At 53.7% G+C, this 14,297-nt stretch carries 11 protein-coding genes and 1 riboswitch; of the genes, 3 read left to right on the forward strand and 8 right to left on the reverse strand.

Features of this window, described 5'->3' with window-relative positions:
• Positions 1-4: 4 nt before the first annotated feature.
• The 4 genes from GA0061077_RS03150 to ychF form a co-directional block, all read right to left on the reverse strand.
• The gene (locus GA0061077_RS03150; protein ID WP_200754439.1) at positions 5-361 is read right to left on the reverse strand and encodes a Rossmann-fold NAD(P)-binding domain-containing protein; all 357 of its coding nucleotides are present in this window, start codon (positions 359-361) and stop codon (positions 5-7) included.
• A 243-nt stretch (positions 362-604) separates the two neighbouring features.
• On the reverse strand, positions 605-1,207 hold the full coding sequence (locus GA0061077_RS03155; RefSeq protein WP_091847427.1) for a Type 1 glutamine amidotransferase-like domain-containing protein: 603 nt from the start codon (positions 1,205-1,207) through the stop codon (positions 605-607).
• Between the two features lie 323 nt (positions 1,208-1,530).
• Positions 1,531-1,773 carry a zinc ribbon domain-containing protein gene (locus tag GA0061077_RS03160; RefSeq protein ID WP_234696476.1) on the reverse strand — a complete coding sequence of 81 codons (243 nt, stop codon included), beginning with the start codon at positions 1,771-1,773 and terminating at the stop codon, positions 1,531-1,533.
• A gap of 91 nt (positions 1,774-1,864) precedes the next feature.
• Positions 1,865-2,953: a redox-regulated ATPase YchF gene (gene ychF / locus GA0061077_RS03165; protein WP_091847428.1), complete on the reverse strand. Its 1,089-nt coding sequence runs from the start codon at positions 2,951-2,953 to the stop codon at positions 1,865-1,867.
• 93 nt (positions 2,954-3,046) lie between these two features.
• A riboswitch (Lysine riboswitch) is annotated at positions 3,047-3,222 on the forward strand.
• Between the two features lie 104 nt (positions 3,223-3,326).
• On the opposite strand from ychF, the gene GA0061077_RS03170 reads away from it, so the two are divergent.
• Complete coding sequence (locus tag GA0061077_RS03170; protein WP_091847429.1) at positions 3,327-4,877, forward strand: amino acid permease; 1,551 nt, start codon at positions 3,327-3,329, stop codon at positions 4,875-4,877.
• A gap of 49 nt (positions 4,878-4,926) precedes the next feature.
• On the opposite strand, the gene GA0061077_RS03175 is transcribed toward GA0061077_RS03170, so the two are convergent.
• Entirely contained in the window at positions 4,927-5,562 is a 636-nt protein-coding gene (locus GA0061077_RS03175) for a Type 1 glutamine amidotransferase-like domain-containing protein (protein WP_091847430.1), read from the reverse strand.
• Positions 5,563-5,810: 248 nt separating this feature from the next.
• A complete protein-coding gene (gene proC, locus GA0061077_RS03180; RefSeq protein ID WP_091847637.1) occupies positions 5,811-6,608 on the reverse strand; it encodes a pyrroline-5-carboxylate reductase in 798 nt (265 codons plus the stop codon).
• A 228-nt stretch (positions 6,609-6,836) separates the two neighbouring features.
• Here proC and GA0061077_RS03185 point away from each other — a divergent pair, with 228 nt between their 5' ends.
• Together GA0061077_RS03185 and GA0061077_RS03190 are read left to right on the forward strand one after the other, a co-directional pair.
• Complete coding sequence (locus GA0061077_RS03185; RefSeq protein ID WP_446325275.1) at positions 6,837-9,371, forward strand: sensor histidine kinase; 2,535 nt, start codon at positions 6,837-6,839, stop codon at positions 9,369-9,371.
• A 96-nt stretch (positions 9,372-9,467) separates the two neighbouring features.
• Complete coding sequence (locus GA0061077_RS03190; RefSeq protein WP_091847638.1) at positions 9,468-10,334, forward strand: response regulator; 867 nt, start codon at positions 9,468-9,470, stop codon at positions 10,332-10,334.
• 195 nt (positions 10,335-10,529) lie between these two features.
• Here the strand turns inward: GA0061077_RS03190 and GA0061077_RS03195 are convergent, their stop codons facing one another.
• Both GA0061077_RS03195 and GA0061077_RS03200 read right to left on the reverse strand, forming a co-directional pair.
• Positions 10,530-13,220 carry an ABC transporter permease gene (locus GA0061077_RS03195; protein ID WP_091847432.1) on the reverse strand — a complete coding sequence of 897 codons (2,691 nt, stop codon included), beginning with the start codon at positions 13,218-13,220 and terminating at the stop codon, positions 10,530-10,532.
• 34 nt (positions 13,221-13,254) lie between these two features.
• A complete protein-coding gene (locus tag GA0061077_RS03200; RefSeq protein WP_091847433.1) occupies positions 13,255-14,145 on the reverse strand; it encodes an ABC transporter ATP-binding protein in 891 nt (296 codons plus the stop codon).
• Positions 14,146-14,297: the final 152 nt, after the last annotated feature.

A 14,297-nucleotide genomic window follows, 5' to 3' on the forward strand; every position in this document is an offset into this window, starting at 1 on the left:
AGGCTCAGACAAGTACCTCGTCGATGAGGTTGTCCCCATCATAAAAGACGACCGTCTTACGCTTAGCCACTCCGGCTGTAATCACACGGGCGATGACCGCAGCCACGTTACCGTGCGAGGTGACACGCTGCTCGGGAGTCACCGGCTCGCCACTGTCGACGTTCGCATGTTCCATATCGAACACCACCGGGTTCGCGCCGGCCTCGCGTACATCATCGGCCTGTGAAGGGTTACGGATAACCGCATCAATCGCGAACCCCGCTTTCTTCAACTTCGATTCGGTAAGCAAAGCAACCTTGCCGTGCCCACCCAGAATTACCACTCGTTGTCCATCAGCCATATCGGCCTCTTCACATTTCAAACCCCATAACCTCGTTCGACAGGGGATGCCTCCCATTATCCCATCCGAAACGTCTTCGCCGTTGAATCAATGTGTTAATTGCGTCACCAACAACCAGCCTGTTGATAACGCACCAGAAAACCGCACCAACACTAAACATGACTGCACCCGCTCAGCCTCATACGCTTGTAACACTAGCCACAAAACCTGCCTGCCGCCACGTCCTCGAGAGTCACAATAAAAAACAACAACCACAGGACGAGGCTAGATGACCTGCTGCTCGTCACCCTCCACTTCCAGCGCCTGCCCATCATTGAGCAGAAGGAGCGGATAGTCGTCACCGTACTTTTCGATGGTCTGCGAAATGATGTCAGCGGAATACGGCCCGGTACCTTGTGCATGCGGCACGATGTACTTGTCGATAAGCCCGAGCGCGGTGTAGTCATGAAGATCGGGGGCGAGATCCGGAGAATCCATCACACTGATGGGGTCTATACTCGGGCCAGTGACAACCGAGCCGGCGGACGAACTGACATACGGCATTCCTGCGCACACCTTGTCGACGATCAGCCGATCGGCTCCGGACGTTTTCAGCGCGTTGAGCAAGTCAAAGGTTTCACCGCTGGCCATATAGATGCTGTCCGCATGATCCAGAACGTCGACAATCTGCTCCTTGGGTGTCGTCGCAAGCATGAGATCAACCATCTCGAAACCACATTCTTCGACCTGCCGATGCTCCGATTGCGCATGTTCACGGAGTTTCGGACTTTCCAAAAGGATACGCGCCGCATCCTGGATATAGACGACTCTACCGGTCAGCACTTCACGCATCTTCGGATGAAGCATGGAAGTCAATAGCAGATGCATAACAACACTCCTTATGTATAGATTCAACGGACCTTGCAACAACGCAACAAACCGAGCTGAAAAGAAGCTGCGGTTCCATCCTATACGCGTATCACACTCGGTTCAACACCCTACCCACATGCCGATTGCCCACCAGATCCGGACGCGCATAACGGTACAACATCGCTTCAAAACCACTATGAATCGTATGAAACCACTCCTCGTGTATTCAAGATGCCTGATATCAACGAATGTCTTTGATAAGTTTGCGCAATTCGCCGAATTTGGCTTCCGCGAAAACACGGCGGGCGTGCTATGAGGAGATGGTTATAATACGGAACCCCTCAACCCATCAAGAAATCAAGGATGTTCATGCCGGCACTGGTCTCAGCACGATACAGCTCGGTATAGCCGCATTGCGTGCAGCTGATGGTGATGAACTTCTTGTTCTGCACATTGAAAAGCTTCGCGAACTCACCACCGGTCGCCTGGAATTGGTCGGAAGTATAATGCTGGCAACCGCACTTGTCACATACGTACTGTTTCTGCTGCAACATCAAGCCCTTCTCTTCATCAGAAAACGACATCTACATCATCATTCAACCATCAAGGCAAAAAAACGGCCCGATGTTGATTCAATATCGAGCCGCTCCTATCTAGTGTCGGCGGAAAACAAGGTCAGACGTTGAACTTGAATTCTACGATGTCACCGTCCTGCATCACATAGTCACGGCCTTCCTGGCGCAACTTGCCGGCTTCCTTGATCTCATTCATGCTGCCCTTGGCGGCGACGAAATCATCGTATGAGACGATGTCGGCCTTGATGAAGCCACGCTCGAAATCACTGTGAATGGCACCGGCGGCCTGCGGCGCAGTCCAGCCCTGATGGATCTGCCAGGCACGCACTTCCTTGACACCGGCGGTCAGGAAGGTCTGCAGACCCAGCACATCGAAGCCGACGCGCGCCAGCTGGTCAAGACCAGATTCCTTCAGACCCGCCTCGGCAAGCATCTCGCGGGCATCATCCTCATCCAGCTCGGTGAGATCGGATTCGAACTGAGCGTTGAGGAAAATAGCCTGCGCCGGGGCAACGGAATCGGCGAGCTGCTTCTGGAAGTCCTTGTCGTCAAGCTCGGTGTCATCGACGTTGAACACGTAGATGAACGGCTTGGCGGTAAGCAGATGCAGATCGTAAATGTCGGCTTTGTCGATCTTACCGGCCGCTGCCGCATGATCGATCGTTTCGCCATCCTCAAGAATGGTTTTCGCATTGTTGACCGCATCGACATATTCCTGCGTGACCTTCTTGCCCCGCAGCTCCTTCTCGAGCTTCGGCAGCGCATTCTCAATGGTCTGCAGGTCGGCGAGCATAAGCTCGGTGTTGATCGTCTCGATGTCATCGGAAGGACCGACCTTGCCATTGACATGAACGATATCGTCATCCTTAAAGGCGCGGACAACTTCACAAATCGCATCGGCTTCGCGAATATTGGCAAGGAACTTGTTGCCCAGACCTTCACCCTCGGACGCTCCCTTGACGATACCTGCTATATCAACAAAAGTTACGGTGGCCGGCACAACCTTTTCGGTGTGCACCAAGTCCGCCAACACGGCAAGGCGGTCGTCAGGAAGGGGCACGATGCCGGTATTAGGCTCGATGGTGGCGAACGGATAGTTCTCCGCGAGCACGTTGTTGCGGGTCAAAGCATTGAACATGGTCGACTTGCCGACATTGGGCAAACCGACAATTCCGATAGTTAAAGACATAGCCACAAGTCTACCGTCAAACCGGACGAAACGTTAAGACCTACCAAACAAAAAAATTGTCCCGAAAAGGTCCTATTGTTTCGCATATTGATTATTCGTAGAAGAGGTCGCTGAACCTATCAGTAACCGTCGCGAGGCGAGATTGCGTCCATGACCGACGGCGAAAGGAGGTTTGGCCGAAATTCCTGAAGTCATTCTGCCTCAGGGGTTGGGCCCGGATCCAATAGATCCGGGACTGTCACGGGAAACCGTGGAGAGCTGTCGATGAATGAGCTTGGTGGACTTCTCGCGATGATGCGTGACCCTGCCGGCTCCACAAATCATGGCGAGCTCGCCCGATCATCGAACTTCTTCCTCATCAAGGGAGGAACCCATGTCGGTGCAAACCGGCCATACAGGCAAAAACCAGAACAACAACATCGCGAGCACGCCTGGTAAGAAAACGGCGACACAACACAGTCCGTCTCAATCTGGCGGCGTGCAGCGCAACCTCAAAACACGTCACGTCTCGATGATCGCCCTCGGCGGATGCATCGGCACCGGCCTGTTCATGACCTCAGGATCAACCATAGCCAAGGCAGGCCCAGGCGGCGGGCTCGTGGCCTATATCGCCATGGGCATCATGGTCTACTTCCTGATGACAAGTCTTGGTGAATTGGCCACCAACCAACCGGTTTCGGGCTCCTTCGCCACATATAACGCCAAATACGTTGACCCTGCCCTAGGATTTGCAATGGGTTGGAATTATTGGTTCAACTGGGCCATCACCGTTGCGGTCGACATCTCCACGGCCGCGCTCCTCATCCAATACTGGCTACCTGACACTCCTGGGTGGGTCTGGAGCTTGGTCGTTTTGGGAATCATATTTCTCATCAATGCACTGACCGTGTCGGCGTTCGGCGAAACCGAATATTGGCTCTCCCTCATCAAGGTCATTACAGTTATCGTCTTCCTCGTTCTCGGATTCGCGATGATCGTCGGCATCATGTATCACCCTGCGATTGGTCTGGGCAACTTCACCTACAAGGATGCTCCCTTTGTCGGCGGATTTCCTGCCATTCTGAACGTATTTCTCATCGCCGGATTCTCGTTCCAGGGAACCGAGCTGATCGGCGTGACCGCGGGTGAATCCGAAGATCCCGAACATGCGGTGCCCAAAGCCATCCACAGCGTATTCTGGCGTCTGCTCATCTTCTATATGCTGTCGATTTTCGTCATCGCGGCCATTATCCCCTACACCAGCCCGAATCTGCTGTCGGCAGCAGACGGCAACATCGCCATGTCGCCGTTTACTTTGGTATTCCGCCGAGCTGGGCTCGCAGCGGCGGCAAGCGTGATGAACGCCATCGTCTTGACCGCAGTGCTCTCCTCCGCAAACTCAGGCATGTACGCATCGACACGGATGCTGTATTCGCTGGCCGAAGAAGGGTATGCGCCAAAGTACTTCGCTCGCACCACCAAACATGGCATTCCGTTGGCCTCCCTACTGGTCACCACAATCATCTCGTTGGCGACCTTCGGCTCCTCGATCTTTGGCGAGAAAATATACATGTGGCTTGTCGCAGCCTCGGGTCTGACCGGGTTCATTGCTTGGGTTGGCATCGCCATCAGCCACTTCCGTTTCCGTCGCGCGTTCATCAGGCAAGGTCACAAGCTTTCCGAGCTCAAGTACCATGCCAAGCTTTTCCCGCTCGGCCCAATCATTGCTCTCATCCTGTGCATCATTGTGATCGGCGGTCAAAATATCGACGCCTTCATCAATTGGGATTGGCAGCAGATCGGCATCACCTACATCGGTCTGCCTCTGGTGCTCATCCTGTATTTCGGATACAAAATCAAGAACCACACTCACATCATCCCCTTGGATGAAGTGGATGTCTCCCCCTCAAAAATTGCAACCGACGACAATACTGCGTCGGCATAAACAGAGCGAAGCTGAAGCTGGGTTGTCTGGATACGGATGCCACCCAGCTTCAGACCATATGACGCAAAATACGGGGCTTGTGTTCTTTGACGATAACGGTCCATGCATCGGCCAGAGCATGAATCAGATGACCCTCCCGACGCTCCGCCGCGGCGATGGCCCTAGCCGCCCTGCCCATAATAGGATTGTCAAGATGCGGAACCACACGGAAATCCACAAGATGCAAACCGCTGACATCATTCGATGCGGGAACCACCCCCCGTCTGTCCATCTGGCCGATATACCCGATATCGGGTCCTGCAACAACGGCACCTGCCGAAACACCGACATAGGTCACCCCGCCTGTCACTTGTTGCACAATAAGGTCGGCTGCACCGGAACGACGCAGTTCATGAAGCAGGAAGAAGCTGTTGCCGCCACCTACCCAAATAATGTCGCAAGTGGTGAGAATATAGCGAATTTCCCTAATATCAGCCCTTGCAACATCTAGCTCATGCACGCGAAACCCTGTGGAACGCAGCATACGCCGCACCGCAGGCCGCATACAACGGCTGGGTTGACCGACATCGGCAGTAGGTATATAGGCGATGCGCAAACCGGCGTACAAGCCGCCATGCTCCCGCAAGGATTTCAGCAACAAACGCCAGGCAGGAAGCGGGCGCGACGCCAAAATAACCCTGCCCATAACCTTTCACCCCTCGATTCATACGATGACTTGCGGCCCCACAACAAGTTGGTCGATGAAACTTCATCATAACGCAGAAAAACGCAATGCAATCCAGTGTTCAATCCCCGCGTACACGCCATATGCGAATCCGAATGGTCAATCCACCAGCGCTCTTACCAATTCCGTTTAAACAAGCTATATCTTATCGTCGTAATCATCATCACAGCTCAAGCAAAGAGACAGCCCGGATACCGCTTGCCGTGTATTCAGCCGTTTTGAATCGCATCGACCCCCGAAATTACCGCGCCTCGGAAACCTTGCTTTTCCAGCTCAGTAACACCTTTGATGGTGGTACCCCCCGGCGAACACACCGCATCCTTCATAGCCCCCGGATTGGTGCCGGTTGCCATATAGAGGGCACCGACCCCCTCGGTCATCTTCGCCGCCAGCCGATAAGCGTTCTCGCGTTTGAGCCCGTACTTCACACCGGCATCAGCCAATGCCTCTATGTACATGGCGGTAAATGCAGGCGCGCATCCTGCCACGGATGAGCCTATACCCATCAACCCCGTATCCACACGTTCAATCAGAGCTATTGGCGAGAACAATTCATTGAAAACGTCTTGCTGGGCATCGGTGAGGCTATTGGCGTTTTCGGTAACCAGAATGCCCTGCCCAACCTCGATCGGCGTATTGGGAACGACACACTGCACATGTGCAACATCACCAAGAAGATCTTGATAGAAGTCAAGATTGCGACCTGCGGCAACGGAAACGACGAACTTGTCATCCTGCCTAAGATCTTCCAGCACATCGGCGAGCGCCGTTTCGATCTGCCATGGCTTAACCGCCACAACCACCACGTCGGCGGCGGCAACCGTTTCCTTGGCGCTGTGTGTCGCATGCGCCCCGATTGCCGCCGCTGCACGCTCGACTTTCTCGAAATGACCGGAGTTGGCAACGATATGCGAACCGTCCAGCACTCCCCTGTTTACCAAGCCCTTGGCAATACCCTGCGCCATATTGCCGAAGCCAATGAATCCGACCGTCACATTCCCCACCATAGGAAACTCCTTATCACGAAACATACCTTGTACGTTAATCCTAAATCATCGAACGTACCTGCCGGCAGCAAGACCCACGTCATCGCAAATCATGGCAAGCGTCGTCAGCCATGCAAATATCCGCCATCGTCGCGAGATCTGACGCATTCGTCGAATTACCGGACATACGCAAGACCCCAAATAAGGACACGATGCCATACCGCCTTGCGCTCACGGTATTCTAGAGAGATGAACACCATTCGACGGTTCGTGAAATGGACTGCCCACAACACTGTGATAGAAGACTGTCTACGGGCGCTCGTCCTGCTGTTCCTTGCATACGACAGCGTGACGAAACACGAACCAGGATTATGGTCCGATTTCAATGAAAACTGGCAAATAACTTGGTCATGCGCACTGCTTATTCCCGTCATCCTTCGTCGCAGATATTCCGAAAAGGCAACATACTCATTCATCGGACTTGTCATTGCTCAATTGTTAGCCGGCCCAAGCTTCGTTTTTGCTGATTTACTTGCACCGGTAATGCTCTATTCCGTCATCGTCCATGGCAATCAAAAACAAAGCAAAACTTTCATCCTATTGGCGGTCATCCTCGGCTCGGCAGCGGCAGTGCTCATTCCATGGAGCGAGGAAATCGGTCCAATCTTCGGTACGGGACAGGCAAACGATACCCATAGTCAGGTTTACCTGTCCTGCCACACGTCCGGCAACATGACCCTCAACAGCTCTTGCGCAAACAGTATTCTCCAGTACATCGCTATCCTTCTCATCATCATCATGCTCATGCTTACGGCAGCCTGCTTCATGGCTTATTGGACACGCAGCAGGAGAATGACCACACAACTGTTGAGAGAACGGAACGCCGCCCTTGCCGCACGAGAAGAAGCGGAATTGAACATTGCGCGCACTGCCGAACGCGCGCGAATCGCCCGCGATATGCATGATGTGGTGGCGCATACTCTCTCCACCATCATCATCCAGTCCGACGCAGGCCGCTATGCAGAATCCAACGACCCCGCTGCCGCACGAACCATCATGAAAACCATCGCCAACGAGTCCCTCAGGGCACAGCATGACATGGAAGGTTTACTCGGTACTTTCGGCGGCGCGCCTCACAACGGCTATGAACAAATCAGCGGACTTGTCGCCCAGGCGAATGCCACAGCACAGGCCACCAACGGAAGCGTAAAGCGAATAATCCACGGACACCCCCAACCCCGACGATTAACGGACAACGCCCAGTCCACCATCTTTCATACGGTTCAGGAAGCACTGACGAACGCTCGTAAATATGCCGGCAAAGGCGCTGAAATCACCGTCACGGAAACATGGGAGGCATCAGCACTGCGCTTGTCCATCCATGACAACGGCAACGGATCGGCAGCCGTGTCGGACGGACACCATCCGGGATTCGGACTTGTCGGCATGCGCGAGCGCATACAAGCCGTTGGAGGCAACGTACAGGCCGGTCCAGCCCTACACGGCGGTTTCGATGTTGATGCGACAATACCTTTTGATTTCGATAAGAACGGATCAACGAAACTTGCGAACACCCAAGGAAACGATGACTATCATGCAGATAGAGTCGTGAACGATTTGAATCATCCGAATTCAGCATTGACGAACACCGAAAACCCAACGGGCATTGCCACAGCACCCCACCGTTCTTTCATTCCTGAAATCGCGGAATCCCGGAGCCGCGCAAAGGACGGCACCAAAGCGCATCCACGACTTCTCTCACAGGCAGTGAGAATGGGGAAAAAGCACTCGACGCAGAGCATCGATGCCCCAAAACTCAACTGGGTGGAACGCATTTCTCGGTTCTTCGCATCACACTATGTACTTTCGGATACGCTCACCGCCACATGTCTCATGATGCTCATCATCCCATGGAATCACTTGTCCTCCAAATACGATTCGGAGACGAGAACCATGCTGTTCAACACCACTGATCCAATACCATCAACGGGTTCAGCCGTCGCCGTCATCATATTGTCCGTGGTCGCCTTCGTTTCACTTGCCTTGCGCCGCCGTTTCCCCCAATCCGCAGCTCTGATGATGCTGTCATCGGCCGTTATATCCCTGATGTTCTGTCCGGATATACCAATCGTCGTATTCATGGCCCCAATATCATTGCACTCAGTCTGCTTGTATGGGACAGGACATTCACGACGATGGTCCAGCTATGCCGCTCTGATCGGATGCATCCTGTTCGCCCTTCGTTTTACCGAATCGCCAGCCGGCTACCCGACATTATTTGATATGATTTTGGGCCATCGATACCAATTGCACGCAGAAATGACCGCAACAGACTATCTCATTTCAGCATCCGCTCTATCCGTGATCTCGATCACGACGTGCCTCGTAGCAATCGGCTCAGCGCTTTGGACACGGACCAGAGGTACCAACGCTATCGTTCTCGAATCGCGCCGTCAGGCAATGGAAGAAGAATTCGCAAAACAGCAAATTACGGCCGCCAACAACGAACGTGAACGTATCAGCGCGGAGATCAGAGGAACCATAAATGAGACGTTGGCTGGTGTGATCGACCAAGCGAACAACGGTTTGGCTTTGCTTGACAGCGATGTCAAGGCAGGCAACACCCCATCCCCGCAGACCATCAACGAAGCGTTCAAACAAATCGGCGAGGAGGGACGATCGGCCCTGGCCGACATGCGACAACTCTTGCGGATGCTGCGCGAAACAGGCGGTAGTGACAACAACGCCGCCATGTCTGCGGCACCGTTGCACCCCGTACAGTAACGTCAGCGAGCAAAATCCGTGTAGTGACATCATTTTACAATCCGCTTCACCCTACCGGCCATGACATTGCCTTCGCATGTTGGTAGCGTTGATGGCATGAATGAAACGAGACCCATTCGCGTTCTTATCGCCGATGATCAGGAGCTGGTACGGGCAGGCTTTGCCATGGTCATCGATTCCCAAGACGATATGGAAGTCGTCGGACAGGCTTCGAGCGGCGATGAGGCGGTCGCACTGAGCCTCCGACTGAAACCAGATACGGTACTCATGGATGTGCGCATGCCCGGAACCGACGGAATCCAAGCCACCAAGCTCATCGTCGACGCCGAAGACAGCTCAGAAGACGAGGGCATACGAACCCGTGTCATTATTCTGACCACCTTCGATCTCGACGAATATGTGATGAACGGCATCGACGCCGGAGCCTCCGGATTCCTTTTGAAGGACACGGAACCGGAAATACTGCTCTCTTCGATTCGAACGGTATATCAAGGCAACGCCATCATCGCCCCAAGCGCCACCAAACGACTTATTGAAAAGATGGTCGAAGGCAAACTCGAGACAGCGCGTGTACCAGCAAACAATGCATCCACCGACGGCAACATTGCCAGTGGAGCAAACACCGGCAACACCGATACGGGCAGCACTTCCGGCAATGGGCACAACAATGCAGCCACAGGACACAACACCATCTGTTCGGCTGCAAATGCGCAGCCGAGCGCGAATACCTCAGCACCTGCCTACCGAGACCCAGCAGTCGATACATTAACCGAACGCGAACGCGAAGTACTGACCGAGATCGCACACGGCCTGTCCAATCAGGAAATTGCGGACAAGCTGCGCATCAGCCTACCGACGGTCAAGACACATGTGGCGCATATTCTGCAGAAAACCTACTCACGGGACCGTGTACAGGCAGTCGTTTTCGCTTACGACAACCAATTGGTGCAACCCGGCGAATAGCATCAACAACGCTCGCAACAGAACTTCACACGCGCTTCGACCGATAACACACTACCGCACACGATTAGAAACCGGCACCCTCGCCATTAGCACACCCTCGAAACCCTCAAAACGACAGCAATCCGCCCGTCTCAAGCAAGAGACAAGCGGATTGTCGTCACACCGTGTTTAACGGTTCCTCGCCGCACACCGAGTCTAGGCTTCGGCCAGCGCCTCCACAGGAGGAGTCTTTACCGCACGGCGGGCCGGAATCACACTGGAAGCCCACGCCGCGAGCGCCGCGATGAGCAGCACCGCACCGTTGAACTTCCAATCGAAGATATACACCACATCGCCAAAGAGACTGAACACCATATAGGAGCCAAACCAGCCAAACACCGTGCCCAGCACAACACCAATCAAGCCGGAAACCAGTGCAATCAGCAACGCCTCGCACGCCAGGGAGCGTTTGAGCTGTCCACGCGTCATACCGATGGCCCGCAAGGTGGCCGATTCACGGGTGCGCTCAATCACCGACAAACTCAGTGTGTTGACAACACCAATCAGCGCAATAAGCACGGATACGGCCAGCAGAGCAATCACCATCTTCATAATGACGTCGATGATCATGTTGTAAACCACACGTTGCGCGCCAGGCCCCGTGATATTGATATCGTCCCCGGTGTCCAAAACATTCTCGACACCTTCGAAGACGTCATTCAGACTCTCAGGGTTGTCATCAAATTTCATGAAAAGAACATGACCGTTGGCGGTGATGTTGTTGGCGGCCAACGTCGACTCATCGACGAAAGCAACCATGGAATACGCAGTGGTGAGATTGCGATAATCGACCTGAGTTGTCTTCATTGCAGGCAACTCAACACCACCGTTCGCACCGATGCCGGAGAAACTGACGATGTTGTTGGCAAAACTGAGCTTATGGCCACTGCGCTCGTCATAGCGTGGAATCAGTACCGTGTCCGGAGCAATGGTACCTGAGGAGATATCGGCACGCATAACCTTTTGCACGGAATCCTTGTTCTTGACGCCAACCAACAGTACAGGCAGGTCATTCTTACCGTTGTTCTGTTTGATATGAGCCGTTACGGTCGGCAGATAAAGCGTATCTGAAATACCGCTGACCTTGGAGACCCTTTCCGCCTTGCTCCGGGAAAGGCCGCGGCCTTCGGCAAGCATGTCAATGCCATAATGCGAATCGAGTGCAGTATCTATCGTTTTCTTGCCACAGGCAGCACCAGTGGCAATGGTCGAAACCAGGGTGACACCGATCATCAACGCAACACCTGTAGAGGCAATGCGCCGCGGATTCTTTTGGATATTCGCATTGGCGATTTTAGCTGATGGACCAACGAGAGCCGTCAACGCGCCGATACCATGCATCAGCAGAGGAAGCCAAAATGCGGCGGTTACGGTTAAGCCAATGAAGATCAGCGCACAACCAGCCATTGCTGAAAGCAAGGCCGGATAATACGAACTCTCGCTTCCAGCGCTCGCCTTATCTGCAACAATCGAAGGGATACGACTGGCACCGAATCCACAGCAGACGACACCGAAAACAATCATCAACACACCAAGTACCGCACGTATTGTGCCAGCTTTACGAGTTTGCGTAATCTCCAACGGACGTAGCGCTTCAAGAGGAGTGACAGCCGTCGCGCTGCGAGCGGAGCCGAGCGAAGCGAGCACCGTCATCACGACACCGAAGACAAGCGGAATCACCACAACCTGCCAAGTGACAATGAGTTTCATCGGAGGACCCGCGTACCCCAATGCGGGACCAAACTGGCTGAATGCACCCATCAAACCTGAAGCCACTAAGATGCCGAGGGACGAAGCGATAAGCCCCAACACACCCGCTTCGAAGAGAACAGAGCAGTAGAGCTGCCCCTTCTTTGCGCCGATGGTGCGCAACAGGGCAAGCGTACGACGCCGCTGGGCGATCATGACTCGGAACGTATTGGCAATAACCAAAGCGGCGACAAACAGAGAGAGGACACCGAAGACCATAAGGAACGTCTTGACCGGCGAACTGTCGGTACCGGCCATGTCCTTCAATTTCTTCTCAGCGATTTGGTCACGCCTTTCAACATTCATGTCCTTGCCCAGAATCGCCTTGACCTGTTTTACAGCCTCTTCGTCCTTGTTGGAATCAACGTCGAACAGCAACCCGCTGATCGGGATATCCGCGAACGAGGGCGCCCCACAGAGTTTCGTATACACTTGCGGAGCAACCAAGGTCACGCCCCCGTACATGGAGTACTCGCCGTAAGCATCACTGGTCAGGCCCACCACTTTCACCCCGTGCTCATCCGTGTCGCCCGAACCGGACATATCCAAGCCGAGCGTGACGGTGTCCCCAATCTGCAAGTGAAGCCTGTCGGCCATTTTCATCGGAACCGCAACCTCGTTATCATTCAGAGGCGAATGCCCTTTTGAGATTTGAACAGCCTGCAGCTTTTTATCCGATGAACCCAACCCAAAAACGGTTCTTGCCGAATCGTCATTTCTTTTAACGGTTCCGTTTCCATCAATCATCACCTGTGTTGCGCTTACGCCATCCACTCTGCTGACTTGATCGAATTTGAAATGTCTTACATCGGACGGGTTTTCCTCAACTTTGGAAGCGTCGTCGCCGTTCGATGACACAGTGACGCTTTCATCGCCGGACGAGCTGGACAACGTACTGCTTTTGTCCGCATCTTTCGGCATTACGACATAATCCGCTTGCATCAATGTTGCAGTCACTTGAGAACGCAATGCATTATCAATCGAATTGCCGAACAGGAAGGTGGCTGCGATGAATGCGGTGCCAATGAGAATGGCGATACCTGCGGGGATGAGTATTTTCCCACTCTTTTTCACAAGTTTGAGTGTTACCGAGAACATCTTTGGTTCCTTTTGATCGAAGTTTCACGACGGGTCAACGTGCGTCTTGCCCGGTTCCGGCCATGCCGTCCATGAGTTGGCTCATCGTGGGAATCACGCCTTGCCGAGCGGCACGTTCGCTTTCTTTCATCAGCAAATCGCTCATTCGTTCGGCAGTGGGATGCTGTTCGTCAGCCACGATGCGGCCGTCCGCAAAAACGATGGCACGGTCGGCATAGGAAGCAGCCACGGCATCATGCGTGACCATGACAACGCTTTGCCCGAACTCACGGACGGAACGCTGGAGGAAACCGAGAACCTCGGCACTGGAAACAGAATCGAGATTACCGGTCGGCTCATCGGCGAAAACCACTTGGGGTTTGGCAATCAGCGCACGGGCAATGGCCACACGCTGCTGCTGCCCACCGGAAAGTTCGTTAGGACGATGCTTCAGTCGATTGGTAAGACCCAGAATTTCAGTCAACGTATCGAACCACTTCTTATCGACCTTGCCACCGGCAAGCGTCAACGGCATGAGAATGTTTTGTTCGGCCGTGAACATCGGTAAGAGGTTGAAGCTTTGGAAGACAAAACCGACCTCCTTACGACGCAGCATTGTCAGCTGATTGTCATTCATCTTGGTCAGATCCTGCCAGCCCATGACCACGCGCCCGCTGGTGACGGAATCAAGACCGGCGAGCGTATGCATCATGGTGGATTTGCCGGAACCGGAAGGACCCATGATCGCAGTGAACTTACCTCGCTCGAAGCCCACATTGACACCACGCAACGCATGAACAACGTTTTCGCCCTTTCCGTAGTCCTTGACCAGATCGATGGCTTCAACGGCGAATTTCCTTTGCCGTGTTGCCGTACCGCTCGCATCTGCAGAGATAGGATTGCCATTGCCCAGCTCATTGGCTTCATTGGTGTTGCCGAGGTTCATAAGAGCTCCTTTACCTTCGTCTCATGGCGTACTAATGGGACAAATTCTAAAGAATCTCGGCATTCGATCCCATCGTGCCGAAGAATGAATTCTTCCTGAATCCAACCAAACACAAGAAACCCATCCCTCATCCTTGAGGATGATGCACCAAC

Source organism: Bifidobacterium commune (genome assembly GCF_900094885.1).
Taxonomy (GTDB): Bacteria; Actinomycetota; Actinomycetes; order Actinomycetales; family Bifidobacteriaceae; genus Bifidobacterium; species Bifidobacterium commune.

Coding starts and splice junctions, on each gene's coding strand:
- ychF (WP_091847428.1), bottom strand. CDS start 2,953: ATGTCTTTAACTATCGGAATTGTCGGTTTGCCCAATGTCGGCAAGTCG.
- GA0061077_RS03200 (WP_091847433.1), bottom strand. CDS start 14,145: ATGAACCTCGGCAACACCAATGAAGCCAATGAGCTGGGCAATGGCAAT.
- GA0061077_RS03160 (WP_234696476.1), bottom strand. CDS start 1,773: ATGTCGTTTTCTGATGAAGAGAAGGGCTTGATGTTGCAGCAGAAACAG.
- GA0061077_RS03185 (WP_446325275.1), top strand. CDS start 6,837: ATGAACACCATTCGACGGTTCGTGAAATGGACTGCCCACAACACTGTG.
- GA0061077_RS03155 (WP_091847427.1), bottom strand. CDS start 1,207: ATGCATCTGCTATTGACTTCCATGCTTCATCCGAAGATGCGTGAAGTG.
- GA0061077_RS03170 (WP_091847429.1), top strand. CDS start 3,327: ATGTCGGTGCAAACCGGCCATACAGGCAAAAACCAGAACAACAACATC.
- proC (WP_091847637.1), bottom strand. CDS start 6,608: ATGGTGGGGAATGTGACGGTCGGATTCATTGGCTTCGGCAATATGGCG.
- GA0061077_RS03190 (WP_091847638.1), top strand. CDS start 9,468: ATGAATGAAACGAGACCCATTCGCGTTCTTATCGCCGATGATCAGGAG.
- GA0061077_RS03195 (WP_091847432.1), bottom strand. CDS start 13,220: ATGTTCTCGGTAACACTCAAACTTGTGAAAAAGAGTGGGAAAATACTC.
- GA0061077_RS03175 (WP_091847430.1), bottom strand. CDS start 5,562: ATGGGCAGGGTTATTTTGGCGTCGCGCCCGCTTCCTGCCTGGCGTTTG.